Source organism: Microbacterium karelineae, assembly GCF_009745985.1.
GTDB lineage: Bacteria > Actinomycetota > Actinomycetes > Actinomycetales > Microbacteriaceae > Microbacterium > Microbacterium karelineae.
The window spans coordinates 1-25,318 of record NZ_WFIX01000182.1 but is presented as its reverse complement, the minus strand read 5'-3'; the positions used below and the strand labels follow the sequence as shown (position 1 = coordinate 25,318).

At 67.2% G+C, this 25,318-nt stretch carries 17 protein-coding genes and 3 rRNA genes; all 20 read left to right on the top strand.

The window, feature by feature from the left end; genetic code table 11:
* The first annotated feature begins 42 nt into the window (after positions 1 to 42).
* On the top strand, positions 43 to 861 hold the full coding sequence (locus GB932_RS09170) for a TrmH family RNA methyltransferase (protein ID WP_156760397.1): 819 nt from the start codon (positions 43 to 45) through the stop codon (positions 859 to 861).
* Positions 862 to 947: 86 nt separating this feature from the next.
* On the top strand, positions 948 to 1,688 hold the full coding sequence (locus tag GB932_RS09165; protein ID WP_156760396.1) for an amino acid ABC transporter ATP-binding protein: 741 nt from the start codon (positions 948 to 950) through the stop codon (positions 1,686 to 1,688).
* A 62-nt stretch (positions 1,689 to 1,750) separates the two neighbouring features.
* Positions 1,751 to 2,644 carry a glutamate ABC transporter substrate-binding protein gene (locus tag GB932_RS09160; protein WP_156760395.1) on the top strand — a complete coding sequence of 298 codons (894 nt, stop codon included), beginning with the start codon at positions 1,751 to 1,753 and terminating at the stop codon, positions 2,642 to 2,644.
* A gap of 57 nt (positions 2,645 to 2,701) precedes the next feature.
* On the top strand, positions 2,702 to 3,358 hold the full coding sequence (locus tag GB932_RS09155; RefSeq protein ID WP_156760394.1) for an amino acid ABC transporter permease: 657 nt from the start codon (positions 2,702 to 2,704) through the stop codon (positions 3,356 to 3,358).
* A complete protein-coding gene (locus GB932_RS09150) occupies positions 3,355 to 4,284 on the top strand; it encodes an amino acid ABC transporter permease (protein WP_156760393.1) in 930 nt (309 codons plus the stop codon). The genes GB932_RS09155 and GB932_RS09150 overlap by 4 nt, the downstream gene beginning before the upstream one ends.
* 37 nt (positions 4,285 to 4,321) lie before the next feature.
* On the top strand, positions 4,322 to 5,740 hold the full coding sequence (locus GB932_RS09145) for a hypothetical protein (protein ID WP_156760392.1): 1,419 nt from the start codon (positions 4,322 to 4,324) through the stop codon (positions 5,738 to 5,740).
* A gap of 49 nt (positions 5,741 to 5,789) precedes the next feature.
* A complete protein-coding gene (pheS, locus tag GB932_RS09140) occupies positions 5,790 to 6,830 on the top strand; it encodes a phenylalanine--tRNA ligase subunit alpha (protein WP_156760391.1) in 1,041 nt (346 codons plus the stop codon).
* Positions 6,830 to 9,328 (top strand): phenylalanine--tRNA ligase subunit beta, encoded by a 2,499-nt coding sequence (gene pheT / locus GB932_RS09135; protein WP_156760390.1) that lies wholly within the window; start codon positions 6,830 to 6,832, stop codon positions 9,326 to 9,328. The genes pheS and pheT overlap by 1 nt, the downstream gene beginning before the upstream one ends.
* 264 nt (positions 9,329 to 9,592) lie before the next feature.
* Positions 9,593 to 10,636, top strand: a complete 1,044-nt coding sequence (gene argC, locus GB932_RS09130; protein WP_156760389.1) for an N-acetyl-gamma-glutamyl-phosphate reductase — start codon at positions 9,593 to 9,595, stop codon at positions 10,634 to 10,636.
* Positions 10,633 to 11,790 (top strand): bifunctional glutamate N-acetyltransferase/amino-acid acetyltransferase ArgJ, encoded by a 1,158-nt coding sequence (gene argJ / locus GB932_RS09125; protein WP_156760388.1) that lies wholly within the window; start codon positions 10,633 to 10,635, stop codon positions 11,788 to 11,790. Before argC ends, argJ begins: the two co-directional genes overlap by 4 nt.
* A complete protein-coding gene (gene argB / locus GB932_RS09120; RefSeq protein WP_156760387.1) occupies positions 11,787 to 12,689 on the top strand; it encodes an acetylglutamate kinase in 903 nt (300 codons plus the stop codon). The genes argJ and argB overlap by 4 nt, the downstream gene beginning before the upstream one ends.
* Complete coding sequence (locus GB932_RS09115) at positions 12,686 to 13,894, top strand: acetylornithine transaminase (RefSeq protein ID WP_156760386.1); 1,209 nt, start codon at positions 12,686 to 12,688, stop codon at positions 13,892 to 13,894. Before argB ends, GB932_RS09115 begins: the two co-directional genes overlap by 4 nt.
* On the top strand, positions 13,891 to 14,820 hold the full coding sequence (gene argF / locus GB932_RS09110; protein ID WP_156760385.1) for an ornithine carbamoyltransferase: 930 nt from the start codon (positions 13,891 to 13,893) through the stop codon (positions 14,818 to 14,820). The genes GB932_RS09115 and argF overlap by 4 nt, the downstream gene beginning before the upstream one ends.
* On the top strand, positions 14,793 to 15,911 hold the full coding sequence (locus GB932_RS09105) for a heparan-alpha-glucosaminide N-acetyltransferase domain-containing protein (RefSeq protein ID WP_156760384.1): 1,119 nt from the start codon (positions 14,793 to 14,795) through the stop codon (positions 15,909 to 15,911). The genes argF and GB932_RS09105 overlap by 28 nt, the downstream gene beginning before the upstream one ends.
* The gene (argH, locus tag GB932_RS09100; RefSeq protein ID WP_156760383.1) at positions 15,908 to 17,353 is read left to right on the top strand and encodes an argininosuccinate lyase; all 1,446 of its coding nucleotides are present in this window, start codon (positions 15,908 to 15,910) and stop codon (positions 17,351 to 17,353) included. Before GB932_RS09105 ends, argH begins: the two co-directional genes overlap by 4 nt.
* 11 nt (positions 17,354 to 17,364) lie before the next feature.
* A complete protein-coding gene (gene tyrS / locus GB932_RS09095; protein WP_156760382.1) occupies positions 17,365 to 18,666 on the top strand; it encodes a tyrosine--tRNA ligase in 1,302 nt (433 codons plus the stop codon).
* Between the two features lie 66 nt (positions 18,667 to 18,732).
* Positions 18,733 to 19,536: a hypothetical protein gene (locus tag GB932_RS09090; RefSeq protein ID WP_156760381.1), complete on the top strand. Its 804-nt coding sequence runs from the start codon at positions 18,733 to 18,735 to the stop codon at positions 19,534 to 19,536.
* 470 nt (positions 19,537 to 20,006) lie between these two features.
* Positions 20,007 to 21,534, top strand: a 16S ribosomal RNA gene (locus GB932_RS09085).
* Positions 21,535 to 21,906: 372 nt separating this feature from the next.
* A 23S ribosomal RNA gene (locus tag GB932_RS09080) occupies positions 21,907 to 25,006 on the top strand.
* 148 nt (positions 25,007 to 25,154) lie between these two features.
* Positions 25,155 to 25,271: ribosomal RNA gene (rrf, locus tag GB932_RS09075) — 5S ribosomal RNA — on the top strand.
* Together the 16S, 23S and 5S rRNA genes form the textbook arrangement of a ribosomal RNA operon.
* Positions 25,272 to 25,318: the final 47 nt, after the last annotated feature.

The window sequence follows — 25,318 nt, the reverse complement described above, 5'->3', positions numbered from 1 at the left end:
CACGATAGGGGAGACCCAGGCATCATCCATAGACTCGTGCGCATGCTCGAGAATCCCCGCGCCGCCCGCGTCAAGACGATCCGCAAGCTCGGCCAGCGAAACGCGCGCCGCGAGACGGGCCGCTTCCTGCTCGAAGGGCCGCAGGCCGTGCGCGAGGCACTGACGTACCGCCCCGACCTCGTCGAGGAGCTCTACGCGACCCCGACAGGGCTCGAGAAGCACGCCGACATCCGGGCGCTGATCGACGACGCGCAGCGAGAGAACCCCGATCTCGAGTGGGACTACGCCGACGAGGAGGTCGTCGCGGCGATGTCCGACACCGTGACACCGCAGGGCTTCGTCGCCGTCGCGCGGCAGAACCCGACGGCGCTCAAGGACATCCTCACGGGGGAGCCGAAGCTCGTCGTGATCTGCGAGGAGGTCCGCGATCCCGGCAATCTCGGCACGATCGTCCGCGCGGCCGACGCGGCGGGCGCGGACGCCGTCGTCCTGACGGGCCGGACGGTGGATCCGTTCAACCCCAAGGTCGTGCGGTCGACGACGGGATCCCTCTTCCACGTGCCGTTCGCGGTCGACGCCGACCTGGCCGACGTCACGGGTCGCATGAAGGGCGCGGGGCTGCAGGTGCTCGCGGCCGACGTGAAGGGCGAGGATCTGCTCGGCGCGCGCGCCGAGGGGGCGCTCGAGAACCCGACGGCGTGGGTGTTCGGCAACGAGGCGCGCGGCCTGACGGATGAGGCGCTCGCCCTCTGCGATCGCAGCCTGCGCCTGCCCATCTACGGACACGCGGAGTCCCTCAACCTCGCGACGGCGGCGAGCGTCTGCCTCTACGAGACGGCGTTCGCGCACCGCTCCGCGTGAGAGCGCGGCCACGCGGCATGTAACGCCTGCGTTTCGACGGCGCGTGGCGTAGATACGACGGGCTCGGTGCGCCTAGGCTGACCCACATGGCAGAGCCGCTCGTGGTCATAGAGCACGTCGAGAAGCACTACGGTGACTTCCACGCGCTGAAGGACATCGAACTCACCGTCCATCGGGGCGAGGTCGTCGTCGTGATCGGGCCCTCCGGGTCCGGCAAGTCGACGCTGTGTCGCACGATCAATCGACTCGAGACGATCACGTCGGGGTCGATCACGATCGACGGCAGGGAGCTCCCGAAGGAGGGCAAGGCCCTCGCGGGGCTGCGCGCCGAGGTCGGCATGGTCTTCCAGTCGTTCAACCTCTTCAGCCACCTGACGATCCTCGAGAACGTCACGCTCGGGCCGATCAAGGTGCGCGGCCTGAAGAAGGCCGACGCCGACAAGGAGGCGCGCGAGCTGCTCGACCGCGTGGGCATCGCCCACCAGGCCGACAAGCTGCCCGCGCAGCTGTCCGGCGGGCAGCAGCAGCGCGTCGCGATCGCGCGCGCCCTCGCGATGCACCCGAAGGTCATGCTCTTCGACGAGCCGACGAGCGCGCTCGACCCCGAGATGATCAACGAGGTCCTCGACGTCATGGTCGACCTCGCGAAGGAGGGCATGACGATGATCGTCGTGACCCATGAGATGGGCTTCGCGCGCAAGGCCGCCGACAGGGTCGTCTTCATGGCCGACGGCGAGATCGTCGAGGAGGCGACGCCGAACGAGTTCTTCACGAACCCGCAGTCCGGCCGAGCCAAGGACTTCCTCTCGAAGATCCTCACCCAGTAGCTCCCCCACGGGCGCCACCGTCAGCACAGCACCCGGCGCCACCACCAACCAGGAGGAATCCCATGCGAAAGTTCCGCAACATCGCGGCGGCGGGTCTCGCCGCCGGAGCGCTCTTCGCCCTCGCGGCCTGCAACAGCGGCACGCCGGGCGGCGACGGAGGCGACGCCCCCGAGCAGGAGGTCGCGGAGGACGTCGTCCTCGAGGGCAGCCCCACCTACGACGCGATGGTCGACAACGGCGGCCCCGTGATCGGCGTCAAGGAGGATCAGCCGAACCTCGGCTTCCTCGACGCCACCACGGGCGAGCGCAGCGGCTTCGACATCGAGATCGCGCGTTGGATCGCGGCCGAGCTCGGCTTCGCCGAGGACGACATCACCTACGAGCCGATCGCGTCCGCGAACCGCGAGCAGGCGCTCGTCAACGGCGACATCGACTACTACGTCGGGACGTACTCGATCACCGACCAGCGTAAGGAGCAGGTCAGCTTCGCGGGTCCGTACTTCGAGACCGGCCAGGGCTTCCTCGTGGCGGCCGACAGTGAGATGACCGAGGTCAGCGACGTCTCTGACTTCAACGGCATGACGGTCTGCTCGGCGACGGGGTCCACGCCGATCCAGAACATCAAGGAGAACTTCCCGGAGATCGACACCGCGGAGTACGACATCTACTCCCAGTGCGTCGAGGACCTGCTGTCCGGCAAGGTCGACGCCGTCACGACCGACGCGGCGATCCTCATCGGCTACGCGGCCCAGAGCCCCGACGAGCTGAAGGTGCTCGACGGCCTCTTCACGGAGGAGCGCTACGGCGTCGGCCTCCCGAAGGACGACACGGCGCTGCAGGAGTTCATCAACACGATGTTCACCGAGGGCGGCGACGAGTGGCAGGCCATCTTCGACGCGACGCTCGGGCAGTCGGGCATCGAGATCGATCAGCCCGCGGTCGACCCGGTCATGTGACCCCCGGTGCGGGGTCGCGCATCGCGGCCCCGCACCGACACCACAGAAGGAGGGCGTGTGGACGCCATCTTCGGCAACCTGGATCTCTGGCGCGAGGGCATCGGTTTCACGCTGCTGGTGTTCTTCTTCGGCGGTCTCATCGCGCTCGTGCTCGGCACGATCGTCGGCGCGATGCGCGTCTCGCCCGTGCCGATCGCACGCGGCGTGGGGTGGGCGTACGTCAACCTCGTGCGCAACACCCCGCTGACGCTCGTGTTCTTCTTCTTCGTCTTCGGGTACAGCGCGCTCGCGCTGCCCAGCCTGCCGAACGCGGTCCTCGGCATCTTCGCCATCGGCATCTACACGGCCACCTATGTGGCTGAGACGCTGCGCGCCGGAGTCAACACGGTCCCGGTCGGCCAGGCCGAGGCGGCCCGCGCGATCGGTCTGCCGTTCGGGCAGGTGATGAGCCTCATCGTGCTGCCGCAGGCGTTCCGCTCGGTCGTGCCGCCCATGATGAGCGTGCTCATCGCGCTGCTCAAGAACACCACGGTCGCGGCCGGGTTCTCGATCGCCGTCCTTCCCGCGCTCCAGTCGACGATCTCAAACTCGCACACGAGGCCCGGCACTTCCTTCACTGTCCTGCTTTGGGTCGCGGCGTTCTTCGTGGCCGCGGTGATGCTGCTCACCTGGCTGCAGCGCGTCCTCGAGAAGCGCTGGAGGATCGCGCGATGACCTCTGTTCTCTACGACGTGCCTGGGCCCCGGGCCCAGCGCCGCAACGCGATCCTCGCGGTCGCCACAGTCGTCGTGGTCGTGGCCGTCATCGGCTTCGTGCTGTGGCGGTTCACCCTCACGGGGCAGTTCTCCGCCGAGAAGTGGAGCGTGTTCACCTTCACGACCGTGTGGGCCTCCATCGGCCAGATGGTCCTGAACACGCTCAGAGCGTTCGCGATGGCCGGGGTCCTGAGCCTCGCGCTCGGCTTCGTCCTCGCGATCGGACGGCTGTCGGATCACGCGTGGGTGCGGATCCCCGTGACGGTGATCACTGAGGCCTTCCGCGCCGTCCCCGTGCTCGTGCTCATGCTGATCCTGTACTCGGGCCTGCCTGCGCTCGGCATCAGCTTGGACCCCTACTGGGCCGTCGTGCTCGCGCTCATGGCGTACAACGGCTCCGTCCTCGCCGAGGCGCTCCGCGCGGGCGTCGAGTCGCTCCCGAGCGGGCAGAGGGAGGCCGGCTTCGCAATCGGGTTGCGCAAGAGCGGCGTCATGATGCTGATCCTGCTCCCACAGGCCGTGCGCGCGATGCTGCCCGTGATCATCGCGCAGCTCGTCGTCACGCTGAAGGACACCGCACTCGGGTTCATCATCACGTACCACGAGCTGCTCTACTACACGAAGCTCCTGGCGAGCCAGGCCCAGTTGGATCGTCCCATCCTGCCCGCCGCGATCGTCATCGGCGGCATCTACATCGTTATGTGCCTCCTGCTGTCGTGGCTTGCGAGCTGGGCCGAGAAGCGCAGCCGCCGCTCGCCGAAGACGCGCGCGATCCTGCAGGGGCCGGACGGCGACGACCCACGCGCCCACGAAGGCACGGTCACGGAGATCATCGCCGCGCAGAAGGGCGCGACGAAGACCGACCCCGGTCGCGGCGCCGCGTAGGTCATCACCCGACCCGATCCACAGGAGTACTCAACGTATGCCGCTGTTCCGCACGCCCCCGCGGCGATTCGCTCTCGCCGTCGCCGCGATCGGTGCGCTGACGATCGCGCTGCTCCCGGGGGCGGCGACCGCCGACGTGGCGGTCGCGCCCCGGGTGGCCGCCGAGACCGCTCTCGTCGACATCCCGACGCCGGAGGACGGCGACTACATCGGGTCGAACACGGAGGACGAGGCCGACCCGGGCGGCTACTCGACGCACGATGACACGATCCACGCGGCGACCCTGTCGGGCTTCAGCGCGGGGAACATCATCAGCAACGCCAAGATGTACAGGTCGGGCACCATGACGGCGAAGCAGCTCCAGTACTTCTTCGACCAGAAGGTGAAGAGCTGCCAGTCGGACTACACGTGTCTGAAGGACTTCCGGATGAACACGGCCTCGAAGTCGCCGAACAGCTACTGCACGGGCTCGTACCAGGGGGCGCGAAACGAGTCGGCCGCGCAGATCATCGCGAAGGTGTCGAAGGCCTGCAAGGTGAGCGAGAAGGTGCTCACGGTGATGCTGCAGAAGGAGCAGGGCCTCGTCACCCACACATGGCCGAGCGACTGGCGCTACGACTGGGCCATGGGGTACGCCTGCCCGGACGATGCGGGCTGCGACGCGACGTACAAGGGCTTCCAGAACCAGATGTACATGGCGGCCTACCAGCTGCAGCGGTACACGAAGGATGACGGCTTCGACTGGTACCCCGTCGGCGAGACCTCGCAGGTGCGCTGGCACCCGAACGCGAGCTGCGGATCCGGGCCCGTGCACATCGCGAACGCCGCGACGGCCGCCCTGTACTACTACACGCCCTACCAGCCGAACGACGCGGCTCTGAAGGCCGGCTACGGCACCGGCGACGCGTGCTCGTCGTACGGCAACCGCAACTTCTACAACTACTACACCGACTGGTTCGGTTCGACGGGCGGGGGAGGAACCGCGAAGCCCGACCCGAACGACAGCCGCGCCGTGCACCGGTTCTGGAGCCCGAAGTTCGACAACGCTCACTTCTACACGGTCAGCGGCTCCGAGGCGAAGGCGCTGCGTCAGTCGGACCCGAACTGGACCTACGAGGGAACCGACTTCCGCGTGTGGCCCGTCTCGAACGGAAGCTGCCGGGCCGGAACGGTCGCCGTGCACCGCTTCTGGTCGTCGAAGTTCGCCTCCCACTTCTACACGACGAACTCCGACGAGGCGGCGACGGTGCGCAGGACCGATCCGAACTGGTCATACGAGGGCCTCGCATTCTGCACGGCGAAGCAGGGACAGTCCGGCACGACCCCCGTGCACCGCTTCTGGAGCGCGAAGTTCGAGAAGCACTTCTATACGGCGAACGCGGCCGAGGCCCGCCAGCTGCGCACCGACGATCCGAACTGGACCTACGAGGGCGTCGCGATGCACGCGCCGTCCTAGGGAATCGCGCGCGTCGACGCCCAGTCGGCGCCCCGTAAGATGGACTCTCGTGTCTGACAACCCTGCGATCACGCCCGAGGGGGTGGACGCCGCCGTCGCCGACGCGCTCGCCGCGGCGGCCGCGGCCCCCGACACCGCGGCCCTGAAGAAGGCGCGCGCCGCCCACCAGGGCGACGGCAGCCCCCTGGCCGCCTTCAACGCGCAGATGCGCGATGTGCCGAAGGAGCGCAAGGCCGAGTTCGGCAAGCTCGTCGGCCAGGCGCGCGGGCGCGTGAACCAGGTGTTCTCCGCGCGCGAGGAGGAGCTCGCGGCCGCCGAGGTCGCCGCGCGTCTCGAGGCCGAGCGCGTCGACATCACAGGCGTGGCGAGCCGCACCCGCGCGGGCGCGCGCCACCCCATCGGGCTCATGCAGGAGTCGATCACGGACCTCTTCGTCGGCATGGGGTGGGAGATCGTCGAGGGGCCCGAGCTCGAGCACGAGTGGTTCAACTTCGACTCGCTCAACCTCGACGAGGACCACCCCGCGCGCCAGATGCAGGACACGTTCTTCGTGGATCCGCCCGAACGCCACCTCGTGATGCGCACGCAGACGAGCCCCGTGCAGATGCGCACGATGCTCGAGCGCGAGGTGCCGATCTACGTGCTCTCGCCCGGCAAGGTCGCCCGCACGGACGAGTTCGACGCGACGCACCTGCCCGTCTTCACGCAGGCAGAGGGCCTCGTCGTCGACAAGGGCATCACCATGGCCCACCTCAAGGGCACGCTCGACCACATCGCCAAGCAGCTGTTCGGCGCCGACGCCGAGACGCGTCTGCGCACGAACTACTTCCCGTTCACCGAGCCGAGCGCCGAGTTCGACCTGTGGCACCCGACCTTCGCGGGCGGAGCGCGATGGATCGAGTGGGGCGGCTGCGGCATGATCAACCCCAATGTGCTGCGGGCCGCGGGAATCGACCCCGAGGTGTACAGCGGCTTCGCGTTCGGGATCGGCATCGAGCGGGCCCTGATGTTCCGCACCGATGTGAAGGACATGCGCGACATGGCCGAGGGCGATGTGCGCTTCAGCGAGCAGTTCGGGATGGTGGTCTGATGCGCGTTCCCCTTTCATGGCTGCGTGAGCACGTCGAGGTTCCCGCCGGGGCGACGACCGACGACGTGTTCGCGTCGCTCGTGTCGGTCGGCTTCGAGGAGGAGGAGGCCATCGGCTTCGACGTGACCGGCCCGGTCGTCGTCGGCCGCGTCATCTCGTTCGACGTCGAGCCGCAGAAGAACGGCAAGAACATCCGCTGGTGCCAGATCGACGTCGGCGAGGACGCCCCGCGCGGCATCATCTGCGGCGCCGGGAACTTCCACCCGGGCGACAAGGTCGTGGTGACGCTGCCGGGCGCCGTCCTGCCGGGTCCGTTCCCGATCGCGGCGCGGAAGACCTACGGCCACGTCTCCGACGGCATGATCGCGTCGGCCAAGGAGCTCGGCCTCGGCGACGACCACGACGGCATCATCCGCCTCGTCGAGTGGGGCCTCGATCCCGAGGTCGGCGCCGACGCGATCACGCTGCTCGGCCTCGACGACGTCGCGGTCGACGTGAACGTCACACCCGACCGCGGCTACGCGATGTCGATCCGCGGGCTCGCCCGCGAATACGCGCTCGCGACGGGCGCGGCCTTCTCGGATCCGGCCGATCGCCTCTCCGACGAGGTGCGCGCGGGGGAGGGGTTCCCTCTCACGGTCGAGGATGCGCGCCCGATCCGCGGGAACGCGGGCGCGGCGCAGTTCGTCCTCCGCACGGTGCGGGGCGTGGACGCGTCGCGGCCGACGCCGCCGTGGATGCGCGCGCGCCTGCAGCTCGCGGGGATCCGCTCGCTCGGCCTGCTCATCGACATCACCAACTACGTCATGCTCGAGCTGGGCAACCCGATCCACGGCTACGACGCCGACCGCCTCACGGGCGGCATCACGGTGCGCCGCGCCGAGAAGGGCGAGAAGCTCACGACGCTCGACGGCGTCGAGCGCACGCTCAGCGACGAGGACCTGCTCATCACCGACGACTCGGGCCCCATCGGCCTCGCGGGCGTGATGGGCGGATCCACGACGGAGCTGAACGACGGCACGACGAACGTCGTCGTCGAGGCGGCATCGTTCGACTCCGTCTCGATCGCCCGCACGGCGCGCCGCCACAAGCTCCCGAGCGAGGCCTCCAAGCGCTTCGAGCGCGGCGTGGATCCGCTCGTCGCACACGCGGCCGCGCAGCGCGTCGTCGACCTCATGGTCGAGCTCGCGGGCGGCACCGCGGGGGATGCGGGCGCCGAGCTGGCCTCCGCGCACGAGGCGGCCCGCATCGAGCTGCCGGAGACCTTCGCATCCGAGCTCGTCGGCGTCGACTACGCGCCCGCACGGCAGCAGGACATCCTCGAGCAGATCGGCTGCGTCGTGAACCGCACGCAGGGCGGCTTCGACGTGACGACGCCGTCGTGGCGCCCCGACCTCATCGACAAGTGGACCCTCGTCGAGGAGATCGCGCGCGTCGACGGCCTCGACAAGGTGCCGTCGATCCTCCCGACCCCGCCGTCGGGCCGCGGCTATACGCGGGAACAGCAGGCCCGCCGCCGCGTCGCCGACGCGCTCGCGGCCACGGGACTCGTCGAGACGATCTCGTTCCCGTTCGTGGGGAGGGAGGCGAACGACCTGCACGGATCGGCGTCGGGCGAGCCCGCCCCGGCGATGCGCCTCGCGAACGCCCTCGACCAGACGGCGCCGTTCCTGCGCCGCTCGCTCGTGCCGGGGCTCGTCCAGACGGCGCATCGCAACCTCTCGCGCGGCACGACCGATCTGTCCCTGTTCGAGGTCGGCAGCGTCTTCCTCCCCGAATCAGGCGTCGTCTACGGCACCGAGCGCAATCCGCCGCGGGCCGAGCGCCCGTCGGACGCCGTGCTCGACGAGATCCACCGCTCGATCCCGCCGCAGCCGCGCCACGTCGCGATGCTGTTCGCGGGTGACATCGCGCCGAAGCAGCCGGGGCGCGCGGCCGAGCCCGCGGGCCTCGAGGTCGCGCTCGACGCCGTCCGAACGGTGGGCGAGGCCGCGGGCGTCTCCATCGACGTCGCGCAGGCGCGCCGCGCCGCGCTCCACCCGGGGCGCGCGGGCGCGCTCACGGTGGCGGGCCAGGAGGTCGGCTACCTCGGCGAGCTGCACCCGGACGTCGCGAAGGGTGCCGACCTCGTCGGCCGCGTGACGGTCGTCGAACTCGACCTCGACCGCGTCGTCGCCCTCGCGGGCGAGCGCGTGACGGTGTCGTCGCTGTCGACCTACCCCGCCGCGACGCAGGACGTCTCGCTCATCGTGCCGGCGTCCGTCCCCGCGGGCGAGGTGCGGGCGGCGATCGCCTCGGGCGCCGGCGCGCTGCTCGAGCACACCCGCCTCGTCGACGACTACCGCGGCACCGGCATCGACGAGGGATCCAAGTCGCTGACGTTCGCGCTGCGCTTCCGAGCGCCCGACCGCACGCTCACGGCCGCCGAGGCGACCGAGGCGAAGATGGCGGGCGTGCAGGTCGCGGCCGAGCGCTTCGGCGCGACGATCCGCGACTGAGCCGCGAGCGCACACGTTCTGCGCGAGAGCACATGACATTGCATGTCCTCTCGCGCAGACCGTGTTCTCTCGGCAGGCGGCCGCCGTCTGCTACGCTCGCCGCATGACCACCCGCGCGACGGATCCGATGCTCGCCTCGAGCGTCTCCGTCCTGCGCCTGCGCGACCGCCGAATCTCGGCGGGTCGCTGCAGCCTGCGTGCCTGACGGTGCGTGAGCGGCCCGCCGAATCCGGGAATCCGTTCACGCACAATAGGGTAGAAGTCATGACGTATTCGGCCGCCGTCTCCGGCGCCTCCGGCTATGCGGGCGGCGAGATCCTCCGCCTGCTCGCGCACCATCCCGACGTCGAGATCCGCACGGTCACCGCGCACTCGAGCGCCGGCGACCCGCTCGTCGCCCACCAGCCGCACCTGCGCTCGCTGCGACACCTCGAGATCCAGCCGACGACCCCCGAGATCCTCGCGGGCCACGACATCGTGTTCCTCGCGCTGCCGCACGGGCAGTCGGGGCAGTACACCGACGCGCTCGGCGACGCGGGGCTCGTGATCGACGCGGGCGCCGACCACCGCCTCACCTCGGAGGACGCGTGGAACGCGTTCTACGGCGGGGCATTCCACGAGCCGTGGACCTACGGTGTGCCCGAGCTCATCGTGGCCGGTGGCCGGCAGCGCGAGAACCTCGTCGGCGCCACGCGCATCGCGGCCCCCGGCTGCAACGCGTCGACCGTCTCGCTGAGCATGGCGCCGGGCGTCGCGGCCGGCGTCGTGGACCCCACCGACATCGTGAGCGTGCTCGCGGTCGGTCCCTCCGGCGCCGGCAAGGCGCTCAAGCCGCACCTGCTCGGCAGCGAGATCCTCGGATCCGCGAACCCGTATGCGGTCGGCGGCACCCACCGGCACATCCCCGAGATCCAGCAGGCCCTGCGCGCCGCGGGCGCCGCGGATCCCCGCATCTCGTTCACGCCCGTCATCGTGCCGATGGCGCGGGGGATCCTCGCGACCACCTCCGCGCCGATCGCCGGCGATGCCACGGACGCCGAGATCCGCGGCGCCTGGGAGAGCGCGTACGGCGACGAGACGTTCGTGCAGCTCCTGCCCGAGGGCCAGATGCCGCGCACCTCCGATGTGACGGGCGCGAACACGGCGCTCATCGGCCTCGCCATCGACCGCGCGGCGAACCGCGTCGTCGTCGTGGCCGCCGTCGACAATCTCGCGAAGGGCACGGCGGGCGCCGCCATCCAGTCGATGAACATCGCGCTCGGCCTCCCCGAGGACCGCGCACTGACCGTGAACGGAGTGGCGCCGTGAGCGTGACCGCACCCCAGGGATTCGAGGCGGCGGGAGTCGCCGCCGGCCTCAAGAGCACCGGCCGGCCCGATGTCGCGGTCGTCGTCAACCGCGGCCCGCAGAAGACGGGCGCCGCCGTGTTCACCTCGAACCGCGCGAAGGCGAACCCGATCATGTGGTCGCAGCAGGCGGTGGCCGACGGCCGGGTCGAGGCCGTCGTGCTGAACTCGGGCGGCGCGAACTGCTTCACGGGATCCTTCGGATTCCAGACGACCCACCAGACCGCCGAGCGGGCCGCTGAGCTGCTCGGCATCGGAGCGGTCGACGTGCTCATCTGCTCGACGGGCCTCATCGGCACGGGCGACGATGTCTTCCGGGCGCGGGTGCTGGACGGCGCGGAGAAGGCGATCGCGGCGCTGTCGGGCGAGGGCGGATCCGACGCGGCCGCCGCGATCATGACGACAGACACGGTGCCGAAGCAGGCCGTGCGCGCGCAGGACGGCTGGACGATCGGCGGCATGGCGAAGGGCGCGGGCATGCTCGCGCCGGGCCTCGCCACGATGCTCGTCGTCCTCACGACCGATGCCCAGCTCACGCCCGAGCAGGCCGACGCGCAGCTCCGTCACGCGACGCGCATGAGCTTCGACCGGCTCGACTCCGACGGCGCGATGTCGACGAACGACCAGGTCACGCTCCTCGCGAGCGGCGCCTCGGGCGTCGCCCCGGATCCCGAGGCCTTCGCCGACGCGCTCACCGACCTCTGCGTCGACCTCGCGGCGCAGCTCATGCGCGACGCCGAGGGCGCGAGCCACGACATCCGCATCGAGGTCGTCCACGCGAAGACCGAGGACGAGGCCGTCGAGGTCGCGCGGTCCGTGGCCCGCAACAACCTCTTCAAGACGGCGATCTTCGGCAACGACCCCAACTGGGGGCGCGTGCTCGCCGCGATCGGCACGACGAGCGCGACCTTCGACCCGTACGACGTCGACGTGACGATCAACGACGTGCGGGTCTGCACGAAGGGCGGCCCCGATCGCCCGCGTGACGAGGTCGACCTCCTGCCGCGCGACACCCACGTCCTGATCGACCTCTTCTCGGGCGACGAGACCGCGACGATCATGACGAACGACCTCACGCACGCCTACGTACACGAGAACAGCGCATACTCCTCATGACACCGATCGATCTGCAGCACACGAGTCCCGAGGAAGCCGAGTTCAAGGCGTCGACCCTCATCGAGTCGCTCCCGTGGCTCAAGCAGTACCGCGATGAGATCGTCGTCGTGAAGTACGGCGGCAACGCGATGATCTCGGAGGAGCTGCAGGATGCGTTCGCCGAGGACATCGCCTACCTGCGCTATGTGGGCATCAAGCCCGTCGTCGTGCACGGCGGCGGCCCGCAGATCTCGAACATGCTCGATCGCCTCGCCATCCCGAGCGAGTTCAAGGGCGGCTATCGCGTCACCTCGACCGAGGCGATCAGCGTCGTCCGCATGGTGCTCACGGGCCAGATCAACCCGCAGCTGGTCGCGAAGATCAACTCGCACGGGCCGTTCGCGGTCGGGCTGTCCGGCGAGGACGCGGCGCTGTTCGGCGGGCGCCGTCGCGGCGTCGTCATCGAAGGCGTCGAGGAGAGCCTCGGCCGCGTCGGCAACGTCGAGAAGGTCGACCCGACCCCGGTTCTCGACCACCTGCGCGCCGACCGGATCCCCGTCGTCGCGGGCGTCGCGCCCGATCTCGACAACCCGGGCCACACGCTGAACATCAACGCGGACGCGGCCGCGAGCGCCCTCGCCCGCGCCCTCGGCGCGAAGAAGCTCGTGGTCCTGACGGATGTGCCGGGTCTCTATGCCGACTGGCCGAACCGCGACTCGCTCGTCTCGCACCTCACGGCCGGAGAGCTGCGCGCGCTCCTGCCGAGGCTCGAGTCGGGCATGATCCCCAAGATGCAGGCCTGCCTCGACGCGGTCGACGGCGGCGTCGAGAAGGCCTCGATCATCGACGGACGGGTGCCGCACTCGGTGCTCGTCGAGCTCTTCACCAGCGACGGAATCGGAACGGAGGTCGTGGCATGACGACGACCGAGTGGCAGCAGGCGGCCGAACGCGACCTCATGAGCCTCGGTGGGCGCCTCGCGAACCTCGACCGCGGTGAGGGATCCCATGTGTGGGACGTGGCCGGCCGGCGCTACCTCGACTTCCTCGGCGGGATCGCGGTGAACTGCCTCGGCCACGCGCACCCCGTCTTCGTCGACGCCGTCGCGAAGCAGGCCGCGCGCCTCGCGCACGTGTCGAACTACTTCGCCTCGCCCGCCCAGCTCGAGCTCGCCGCGCGCCTCAAGCGCCTCTCGGGCGCCGGCGACGCCGGTCGCGTCTTCCTCGCGAACTCCGGCGGCGAGGCGAACGAGACGGCGATCAAGCTCGCGCGCCTGCACGGCGGGCGCACGGGCGCGCGCACGATCCTCTGCCTCGAGGGCGCGTTCCACGGCCGCTCGACGGGCGCGCTCGCGCTGACGCCGAAGGCCGCATACCAGGATCCGTTCGCCCCGCTCATGCCGGGCGTGCGGCCGATCGCCGCGACGCTCGAGGCGCTCGAGGCCGCGTTCGCGGCCGGCGACATCGCCGCGATGTTCGTCGAGCCGATCCAAGGCGAGGCGGGGGTCGTCGAGCTGCCCGAGGGCTTCCTCGCCCGGGCGCGCGAGCTGACGTCGCGCCACGGGGCGCTGCTCATCCTCGACGAGGTGCAGACGGGATCCGGCCGCACGGGCGAGTGGTTCGCGTTCCAGCGCGAGGGCATCGTCCCCGACGCGATCACCCTCGCCAAGGGCATCGCGGCGGGCTTCCCGCTCGGCGCCCTCGTCACCTTCGGCGCCGCGAGCGAGCTGTTCTACCCCGGCACGCACAACTCGACGTTCGGCGGCAACCCTCTCGCGAGCGCCGTCGCGAACGCCGTGCTCGAGCACATCGAGGGGGAGGACCTCCTCGCGAACGTGCGCGCCCGCGGCGCCGAGCTGCGCGAGAAGGTCGCGTCGCTCCCGCTCGTGGCGGGCACACGCGGTGCGGGCCTGCTCATCGGCATCGTGCTCGATCGCCCCGTGGCCGCGGACGTCGCCGCCGAGGCGCTCTCCCGCGGCCTCATCGTGAACGCGCCCGCCCCGGATGTCGTGCGCATCGCGCCCGCCTACACGATCGGCGACGACGAGATTCACGAGTTCATCGACCTCTTCGGCCAGGCGCTCGACGCCACGGCCTCCCGCGAGAATGTGGAGACCCCCGAATGACCCGTCACTTCCTGCGCGACGACAGCATCACGCCGGCCGAGCAGGCCGAGATCCTCGACCTCGCGGCCGAGCTGAAGAAGGATCGCTGGGCCGAGAAGACCCTCGCGGGACCGCAGACGGTCGCCGTCATCTTCGACAAGTCGTCGACCCGCACGCGCGTCTCGTTCGCCGTCGGGATCGCGGATCTCGGCGGATCCCCGCTCATCATCTCCACGGCCAACAGCCAGCTCGGCGGCAAGGAGACGCCCGCCGACACGGCGCGCGTGCTCGAGCGCCAGGTGTCGGCGATCGTGTGGCGCACCTATGCGCAGAAGGGCCTCGAGGAGATGGCCGAGGGCACGCGGGTGCCGGTCGTCAACGCGCTCAGCGACGACTTCCACCCGTGCCAGCTGCTCGCCGACCTGCTCACGATCCGCGAGCACAAGGGGCGCACGGCCGGCCTGACGATGACGTTCTTCGGCGACGGCAAGAGCAACATGGCGCACTCGTACGTGCTGTCGGGGGTCATGGCCGGCATGCACGTGCGCGTCGCGAGCCCCGAGGGCTACCAGCCCCGGGCCGACATCGTCGCCGACGCCGAGGCGATCGCCAGCGAGACCGGCGGATCCCTCACCCTCATGACCGACGTGGCCGAGGCATCATCCGGCGCGGACGTCATGGTCACCGACACGTGGGTGTCGATGGGCAAAGAGGACGAGAAGGCGCAGCGCCTGCTCGACCTCGGCGGCTACAAGGTCACGACCGAGGTGATGGCGCTCGCGAACGACGACGCGATCTTCATCCACTGTCTCCCGGCCGACCGCGGCTACGAGGTCGACCCCGAGGTGATCGACGGGCCGCAGAGCGTCATCTGGGACGAGGCGGAGAACCGCCTGCACGCGCAGAAGGCGCTGCTCGTATGGCTGCTGCGCCAGGACGCGGCGTAGCGGGCGCACCTCCCTCTCGTCGGGCGCGGCTCGACGATCCCGGCCGCGAGCCCGGCGTCGATCTGGCGCGCGGGCTCGCGGTCTTCGGCATGTTCGCGGCGCACGTCGTCGTGACCGCGGATGCCTTCGCATGGGGCGACCCGTCGTCGTGGACGGCGGCGGTGAACGGCAATTCATCAATCCTGTTCGCGACGCTCGCGGGGGTGTCCCTCGCGCTCGTGACGGGCGGATCCGCGCCGCACGCCGGCGCGCGCCTCGCGACGGATCGGGCGCGCATCGGCGTGCGCGCGGGATGCGTGTTCGTCGTCGGGGTGCTCCTCCTGCTGCTCCCGACGCCCGTCTACGTGATCCTCCCGGCATACGGGATCCTGTTCGCGCTGGCCCTGCCGGTGCTGCGCTGGCGACCGCTCGCGCTCGTCGCGGCGGCGGTCGGCATCGCGGTGATCGCGCCGTTCGCGGTCGCCGCGATCGATGCGGATCCGTTCTGGTTCACGCCAGTGGGCCGCGCCGTGTCCGCGGCGCTCGGGTGGCACTACCCGTTCCTCGCCTGGATCGCCTTCGTCCTCGCGGGGCTCGCGCTGGGCCGCGCGGGGCTCTCGCGAGCGCGCGTCGTGCTCGCCGCGGGTCTCGCGGGCGTCGCCGTCTCGGCCGTCGGCTTCGCGGTCGTCGGCCGGAGCGGCTCTCCCGCGCTGTCGTCTGAGGCACACGGGACCGGGGTGGGGGAGATGCTCGGATCCGGTGGGCTGGCCATCGCGATCGTGTGCGCCTGCGTTCTCGTCGGGCGCACGCCGGTGAGGTGGATCCTCTGGCCGGTGCGGGCCGTCGGCGCCATGCCGCTCACCGCCTATGTCGCGCAGCTGATCGCGTGGAGCGTGTGGGTCTGGGTGCGCTCGGCCGACGGAACGGAGGTCGACCCATACCGCGGCTTCATCGCCATCGAGCCGTTCTGGGCCCTCTCCGCGGCGACGCTTGCGGGATGCTCGCTGTGGGCGCTGCTGCTCGGACGCGGGCCGCTCGAGTGGGCGATCGCCGCCCTCGCTCGAGCCGTGGCGCCGGGGCGGCCGGCGTCCCCGGCTAGGCTGGGCGCGTGAGCACGACAGAGCCCGACAGCACCCCGCACGGCACGAACGAGGGCGCCCTCTGGGGAGGCCGCTTCGCTTCGGGCCCCAGCCCGGCGCTCGAGGCGCTCAGCAGGTCGACGCACTTCGACTGGAAGCTGGCCCTCTACGATGTGCGCGGATCCCACGCGCACGCGACGGCGCTCGAGCAGGCCGGCTATCTGTCGGCCGACGACGCGCGCGCGATGCACGCCGGGCTCGACCGCATCGCGGAGAAGGTGCGCTCAGGCGAGCTCGTACCGCGCCCCGGCGACGAGGACGTGCACGGCGCGATGGAGCAGATGCTGCTCGACGAGGTCGGCGCCGAGCTCGGCGGCCGCCTGCGCGCCGGCCGCAGCCGCAACGACCAGATCGCGACCTTCGTGCGCATGTACCTCATCGACCACGCCGAGGTCATCGCGCGCGAGCTCCTGCAGCTCGTCGATGCCCTCGTCGCCCAGGCCGAGGCGCACGCCGACGCGATCCTGCCCGGGCGCACGCACCTGCAGCACGCCCAGCCCGTGCTGCTCGCGCACCACCTGCAGGCGCACGCCTGGCCGATCGTCCGCGACCTCGAGCGGCTGCGCGACTGGCGTGTCCGCGCCGGCGTCTCGCCGTACGGCGGCGGGGCTCTCGCCGGCTCGACCCTCGGCCTGGATCCGGCGCTCGTCGCGCGCGAGCTCGGCCTCGACCGCCCCGCCGAGAACTCGATGGACGCGACGGCCTCGCGCGATGTGATCGCCGAGTTCGCGTTCATCGCGGCGCAGGTGGGGATCGACCTCTCGCGCTTCGCGGAGGAGATCATCGCGTGGAACACGCGTGAGTTCGACTTCGTCACGCTCGACGACGGATACTCGACGGGCTCGAGCATCATGCCGCAGAAGAAGAACCCCGACATCGCCGAGCTCGCGCGCGGCAAGTCGGGGCGCCTCATCGGCAACCTCACGGGGCTGCTCGCGACGCTCAAGGCGCTTCCGCTCGCGTACAACCGCGATCTGCAGGAGGACAAGGAGCCGATCTTCGACTCGGTCGAGACCCTCGAGGTGCTCCTGCCGGCCTTCACGGGCATGGTCGCGACGCTCACCTTCCACACCGACCGCATGGCGCAGCTCGCGCCAGAGGGCTTCTCGCTCGCGACCGACGTCGCCGAGTGGCTCGTGAAGCAGGGCGTGCCGTTCCGCGACGCGCACGAGATCTCGGGCGCACTCGTCCGCGCGTGCGAGCAGCGCGGCATCGGCCTCGAGGACGCGGACGATGCGCTCCTCGCCGAGGTGTCTGCCCATCTCACGCCGGGTGTGCGCGAGGTGCTCACGATCGAAGGATCCGTCGCCTCGCGGGCGGGTGTGGGCGGTACGGCCCCCGCGCGCGTCTCGGAGCAGCGGACCGAGCTCGTCGAGCGCGCCCAGCAGGCGTTCCAGGCGCTCACCGGTCAGTAGACTTGGCTCCCATGACGACACCCGCAGCGACCGTGGCTGCACAGGCGAACGATCCCAGCTTCGACACGCTCTGGGACGAGCTCGTCTGGCGCGGCCTCGTGCACGTATCCACCGACGAAGGCGCCCTGCGCGAGCTCCTCGACGGGGATCCGATCGTCTATTACTGCGGCTTCGATCCGACGGCGCCGAGCCTGCACCTCGGCAACCTCGTGCAGCTGCTCACGATGCGCCGGCTGCAGCTCGCGGGGCATCGCCCGCTGGGGCTCGTCGGCGGCTCGACGGGGCTCGTCGGGGATCCGCGGCCCACCGCGGAGCGCACGCTGAACACGCGCGAGACGGTGGCGGAGTGGGTGACGAAGCTGCGCGTCCAGATCGAGCGCCTGCTGAGCTTCGAGGGCGACAACGCCGCGCGCATGGTCAACAACCTCGACTGGACCGCGCCGATGTCGGCGATCGACTTCCTGCGTGAGATCGGCAAGCACTTCCGCGTCGGCACGATGCTGAAGAAGGACGCCGTGAGCGCACGGCTCAACTCCGACGCGGGCATCAGCTACACCGAGTTCAGCTACCAGGTCCTGCAGGGTCTCGACTACCTCGAGCTGCACCGCCAGTACGGCTGCGTGCTGCAGACGGGCGGATCCGATCAGTGGGGCAATCTCACGAGCGGGACCGACCTCATCCGCCACGTGGAGGGTGTCTCGGTCCACGCCTTCGGCACGCCCCTCATCACGAACTCCGACGGCACGAAGTTCGGCAAGAGCGAGGGCAACGCGATCTGGCTCGACGCCGAGATGTGCAGCCCGTACGCGCTGTACCAGTTCTGGCTCAACACCGACGACCGCGACGTGATCGACAGGCTGAGGGTGTTCACCTTCCTGACGCGCGACGAGATCACCGAATACGAGCGGCTCGTCGCCGAGGAGCCGTTCCGGCGCGCGGCGCAGAAGCGGCTCGCGCTCGAGGTGACGACGACGGTGCACGGCACCGAGGCGACGACGAAGGCGATCGCGGCCTCCGAGGCGCTGTTCGGTCGCGGAGACCTCGCCGCACTCGACGCCGACACGCTCGCGTCGGCACTCGCCGAGCTCCCGAACGCGACCGTCGTGCGCGGCACGTCGGTGATCGACGCGCTGGTCGCGACCGAGCTGGTCGCGTCGGTGTCCGAGGCGCGGCGCGCCCTCAAGCAGGGCGGCGTCTCGATCGACGGCGGGAAGGTCGACTCGGACGAGGCCGTCGTGGGCGGATCCCTCCCCGGAGGGGTGTCGGTTCTGCGTCGCGGGAAGAAGGCTCTCGCGGGAGTGTTCCTCGCCTGAGCGGATCCGTCGGGGTGGTGCGCGGGGCGCGGATCGTGGCTAGCGTGGGCTGAGGAGGAACCATCCGTGACTGATCAGAGCAGGCCGAGTTCGATGCCGTGGGCGCAGCGGACGTCAGGCGATGGGATCGATGCCGCGATCGCGGATCCCGGCGCCGCCGCGCGGGATGCCGCCGGCGCGGTGGCGGAGCAGCACGGCGACGCGATTGCGCAGGAGATCTCACGGCGGGCCGGCGTCGATGCAGGTGACGCGAACGCCGTGATCGATGCCGCCATGGCGGGCGATGACCGGCGCGAGGCGCTGCAGAAGCTCGGCGTGCACATGGCGAGCGAGTACGCCGACAAGGTCGGCATCGAGGTCGAGGCCAGCGAGATCACGCAGCGCGCGGAGGCGCTCGCCACCACGGAGGGCCGCCGCGAGGCCATGCAGGAGCTCGGCGTGCACATGTCCGGCCGCCTCGCGGAGCGATACGGCGTGGAGGACGCGGAGGCGAAACGTCTGCTCGAGGCATCGCGCGCACTGCGCACGGCCGAAGGGCGCGCGCAGCTCATGGCCGAGTACGGGAGGGGAGCGGGCGACGAGCTCGTGACCCGCCTCACGGGGCGCGGGCTGTCGATCGACGAGCGCCGCGAGGCGATGACGCGGCTGCTCGAGGGCGACGCGGTCGCGCACGGGCTGAAGAAGGCCGGACGCGGGATCCTCGTCGGAGGGATCCTCGCGATCCTCGTCCTGGTCGGCGTGCTCATCGGGGCGGTCGCCCTGCTGGGCGCCGTCCTCGGCGGGGGATCCGGCGACGCGGCGGCGCTCGTCGCGGACATCGCGACACGCCCGGACGTGGCCGCGTTTGTCGCCGGTGTCGGCCACGCGTAATGTATTCACTTGTCGCCGCCAAGCGGTGAGGTTGAGCCGGAAGGTTCCTTCATCCCAGACAGGCGACACAGCGAAGATGACTGGTTCGGATTCGCTCCTGTGTGAGCAGGCTTCTCGGTTCGAGGGCGTTCAGGTTTCACTCAGGTGCGGTTCGTAAGGTTGTCTCTTGTGCCTCAGGGCTCAAGCGGTTGGGTTCGATCACAGCTACGGCGTGTCGGGTTTGACAGCGAGGACCTGGGGGATAAGATAGAGAAGTTGCCCCGGAGGGCTCAGTCGGGAGGCTGAGGGCCGGGTGCGTCTGATCCTTGAGAACTCAACAGCGTGCACTTGTCAAATGCCAATTTATTGATTGTCCCTGGCCTTTTGGTCAGAGCAATTCCTTTTTGGATCATTTGGTGTCAGATGACATCACATTGGTCAGCATCAAACTCGCTGCTCACTCGTTTTCCCGTGTGGGTATGCATTTTTTCTTTTTGGAGAGTTTGATCCTGGCTCAGGATGAACGCTGGCGGCGTGCTTAACACATGCAAGTCGAACGATGAAGCACCAGCTTGCTGGTGTGGATTAGTGGCGAACGGGTGAGTAACACGTGAGCAACCTGCCCCGGACTTTGGGATAAGCGCTGGAAACGGCGTCTAATACCGAATACGCACCATGAAGGCATCTTCGATGGTGGGAAAGATTTTTCGGTCCGGGAGGGGCTCGCGTCCTATCAGCTTGTTGGTGAGGTAATGGCTCACCAAGGCGTCGACGGGTAGCCGGCCTGAGAGGGTGACCGGCCACACTGGGACTGAGACACGGCCCAGACTCCTACGGGAGGCAGCAGTGGGGAATATTGCACAATGGGCGCAAGCCTGATGCAGCAACGCCGCGTGAGGGACGACGGCCTTCGGGTTGTAAACCTCTTTTAGTAGGGAAGAAGCCTTCGGGTGACGGTACCTGCAGAAAAAGCGCCGGCTAACTACGTGCCAGCAGCCGCGGTAATACGTAGGGCGCAAGCGTTATCCGGAATTATTGGGCGTAAAGAGCTCGTAGGCGGCTTGTCGCGTCTGCTGTGAAAACTGGAGGCTCAACTTCCAGCGTGCAGTGGGTACGGGCAGGCTAGAGTGCGGTAGGGGAGATTGGAATTCCTGGTGTAGCGGTGGAATGCGCAGATATCAGGAGGAACACCGATGGCGAAGGCAGATCTCTGGGCCGTAACTGACGCTGAGGAGCGAAAGAGTGGGGAGCAAACAGGCTTAGATACCCTGGTAGTCCACTCCGTAAACGTTGGGAACTAGTTGTGGGGGCCTTTCCACGGTCTCCGTGACGCAGCTAACGCATTAAGTTCCCCGCCTGGGGAGTACGGCCGCAAGGCTAAAACTCAAAGGAATTGACGGGGACCCGCACAAGCGGCGGAGCATGCGGATTAATTCGATGCAACGCGAAGAACCTTACCAAGGCTTGACATACACCGGAAACGGCCAGAGATGGTCGCCCCCTTGTGGTCGGTGTACAGGTGGTGCATGGTTGTCGTCAGCTCGTGTCGTGAGATGTTGGGTTAAGTCCCGCAACGAGCGCAACCCTCGTTCTATGTTGCCAGCACGTTATGGTGGGAACTCATGGAATACTGCCGGGGTCAACTCGGAGGAAGGTGGGGATGACGTCAAATCATCATGCCCCTTATGTCTTGGGCTTCACGCATGCTACAATGGCCGGTACAATGGGCGGCGATACCGCGAGGTGGAGCGAATCCCAAAAAGCCGGTCCCAGTTCGGATTGAGGTCTGCAACTCGACCTCATGAAGTCGGAGTCGCTAGTAATCGCAGATCAGCAACGCTGCGGTGAATACGTTCCCGGGTCTTGTACACACCGCCCGTCAAGTCATGAAAGTCGGTAACACCTGAAGCCGGTGGCCTAACCCCTTGTGGGAGGGAGCTGTCGAAGGTGGGATCGGTAATTAGGACTAAGTCGTAACAAGGTAGCCGTACCGGAAGGTGCGGCTGGATCACCTCCTTTCTAAGGAGCATCTTGAATCGGTCCGGTTTCGATCGGGTCTGGTTCTAAGGCGCCTGCTCGGAGCGAATGTCTTCGAGGGGTGAGCTCATGGGTGGAACATTTGACAAGGCGTCTCGTGATGATGGTTCTGATCAGTACGCGGCCCTTTTTGGTTGTGGGAACGTCGGGGTTGTCGGAGCGGGGCGCGTGCACGTTGTTGGGTCCTGAAGGCTCAGTCGTTTGGCTGCAGCTTTCGGCCCCCGGGATGAAGCACCTGTTGGTGTGGAGTTCGGGGTGCGACCGTACTTTGAGAACTACACAGTGGACGCGAGCATCTTAAAGAAAGCGAACACAGGCGAGGGTCTTTTTGATCTTTGTCTGTGACTCATGTGATTTCAAGTCTTTAAGAGCAGACGGTGGATGCCTTGGCATCTGGAGCCGAAGAAGGACGTAGCAATCTGCGATAAGCCTTGGGGAGCCGATAAGCGGGCTGTGATCCGAGGATTTCCGAATGGGGAAACCCCGCCAGGCGCATTTATGTGTTCTGGTGACTCCCGCCTGAATGTATAGGGCGGGTAGAGGGAACGTGGGGAAGTGAAACATCTCAGTACCCACAGGAAGAGAAAACAAAAGTGATTCCGTGAGTAGTGGCGAGCGAAAGCGGATGAGGCTAAACCGTGCGTGTGTGAGAGCCGGCAGGCGTTGCACGTGCGGGGTTGTGGGACCTACTAGGAGTCGCTGCCGTGATTCCGATCGTACAGAAGCGTATAGACGAACCCGTTTGAAAGCGGGACCAGAGAGAGTGCCAGTCTCGTAGTCGACATGCGTGTTCTGCGGTTGTGGGGATCCCAAGTAGCACGGGGCCCGTGAAATCCTGTGTGAATCTGTCAGGACCACCTGATAAGCCTAAATACTTCCAGATGACCGATAGCGGACAAGTACCGTGAGGGAAAGGTGAAAAGTACCCCGGGAGGGGAGTGAAATAGTACCTGAAACCGTCTGCTTACAAACCGTCGGAGCCTCCTTGTAGGGGTGACGGCGTGCCTTTTGAAGAATGAGCCTGCGAGTTAGTGATACGTGGCGAGGTTAACCCGGGTGGGGTAGCCGTAGCGAAAGCGAGTCTGAATAGGGCGATCGAGTCGCGTGTTCTAGACCCGAAGCGAAGTGATCTATCCATGGCCAGGCTGAAGCGACGGTAAGACGTCGTGGAGGGCCGAACCCACTTAGGTTGAAAACTGAGGGGATGAGCTGTGGATAGGGGTGAAAGGCCAATCAAACTTCGTGATAGCTGGTTCTCTCCGAAATGCATTTAGGTGCAGCGTTGCGTGTTTCTTGCCGGAGGTAGAGCTACTGGATGGCCGATGGGGCCCAAAAGCTTACTGACGTCAGCCAAACTCCGAATGCCGGTAAGTGAGAGCGCAGCAGTGAGACTGTGGGGGATAAGCTTCATAGTCGAGAGGGAAACAACCCAGACCACCATCTAAGGTCCCTAAGCGCGTGCTAAGTGGGAAAGGATGTGGAGTTGCTTAGACAACCAGGAGGTTGGCTTAGAAGCAGCCACCCTTGAAAGAGTGCGTAATAGCTCACTGGTCAAGTGATTCCGCGCCGACAATGTAACGGGGCTCAAGCACGCCACCGAAGTTGTGGCATTGACACATGCGGCTAGCCTTCGTGGTTCAGTCGTGTTGATGGGTAGGAGAGCGTCGTGTGCCGGGTGAAGCGGCGGAGTGATCCAGCCGTGGACGGCACACGAGTGAGAATGCAGGCATGAGTAGCGAATGACACGTGAGAAACGTGTCCTCCGAATGACCAAGGGTTCCAGGGTCAAGCTAATCTTCCCTGGGTAAGTCGGGACCTAAGGCGAGGCCGACAGGCGTAGTCGATGGACAACGGGTTGATATTCCCGTACCGGCGAAGAACCGTCCAAGCTAATCCAGTGGTGCTAAGCGCCCGAATCCATCCATCGTCACCTTCGGGTGGCACCGGGTGGGCTAGCGCGCGACCCCATGCTGGTGCGGTTAGCGTATTAACAGGTGTGACGCAGGAAGGCAGCCCAGCTGGCAGATGGTGTCCAGTGCAAGCGTGTAGGCCGGGTCATAGGCAAATCCGTGACCCATGAGGCTGAGACGTGATGCGTTTCAAGTGGGTGATCCTATGCTGCCGAGAAAAGCATCGACGCGAGGTTCTAGCTGCCCGTACCCCAAACCGACTCAGGTGGTCAGGTAGAGAATACCAAGGAGATCGAGATAATCGTGGTTAAGGAACTCGGCAAAATGGCCCCGTAACTTCGGGAGAAGGGGCGCCCAGCACTTATAGGCACTTGCTGCTGAAAGGGTGTGTGGGTCGCAGAGACCAGTGGGGAACGACTGTTTACTAAAAACACAGGTCCGTGCGAAGTCGCAAGACGATGTATACGGACTGACGCCTGCCCGGTGCCGGAAGGTTAAGAGGACGAGTTAACCGTTTGGTGAAGCTCAGAATTTAAGCCCCGGTAAACGGCGGTGGTAACTATAACCATCCTAAGGTAGCGAAATTCCTTGTCGGGTAAGTTCCGACCTGCACGAATGGCGTAACGATTCCCCAACTGTCTCAACCACGAACTCGGCGAAATTGCACTACGAGTAAAGATGCTCGTTTCGCGCAGCAGGACGGAAAGACCCCGTGACCTTTACTATAGCTTGGTATTGGTGTTCTGTGTGGCTTGTGTAGGATAGGTGGGAGACTGTGAAGCGATCACGCTAGTGATTGTGGAGTCGTTGTTGAAATACCACTCTGGTCACTTGGGACATCTAACTTCGGACCGTGATCCGGTTCAGGGACAGTGCCTGGTGGGTAGTTTAACTGGGGCGGTTGCCTCCCAAAGAGTAACGGAGGCGCCCAAAGGTTCCCTCAACCTGGTTGGCAATCAGGTGGCGAGTGTAAGTGCACAAGGGAGCTTGACTGTGAGACTGACAGGTCGAGCAGGGACGAAAGTCGGGACTAGTGATCCGGCAGTGGCTTGTGGAAGCGCTGTCGCTCAACGGATAAAAGGTACCTCGGGGATAACAGGCTGATCTTGCCCAAGAGTCCATATCGACGGCATGGTTTGGCACCTCGATGTCGGCTCGTCGCATCCTGGGGCTGGAGTTGGTCCCAAGGGTTGGGCTGTTCGCCCATTAAAGCGGTACGCGAGCTGGGTTTAGAACGTCGTGAGACAGTTCGGTCCCTATCCGCTGCGTGCGTTGGAAGTTTGAGAGGATCTGACCCTAGTACGAGAGGACCGGGTTGGACGAACCTCTGGTGTGCCAGTTGTACCGCCAGGTGCATGGCTGGTTGGCTACGTTCGGGATGGATAACCGCTGAAAGCATCTAAGCGGGAAGCCGGCCTCAAGATGAGACTTCCATGGGTTTCGGCCCGTGAGGCTCCCAGCAGATTACTGGGTTGATAGGCCAGATGTGGAAGCACGGTAACGTGTGCAGCTGACTGGTACTAATAAGCCGATGACTTGATAACACTTCGTTCTTCTTAACGATCTTCGCGTCCACTTTGTGGTTCTCAGGGTATGGTTTGCGCCGTACTTGTGGGGACAAGTAAACAGTGTCCAGCTGTTGAAGCACAGGTTTGCCTGCGCCTCTTTTGAGGGGTGTGTGGTGGTAGGTGTTTCGGTGGTTATTGCGAGAGGGAAACGCCCGGTTACATTCCGAACCCGGAAGCTAAGCCTCTCAGCGCCGATGGTACTGCACCGGGGACGGTGTGGGAGAGTAGGTCGCCGCCGGACTTCACGTAGACGAAAGGGTCGCCCAATGCTGGGCGACCCTTTCGTGC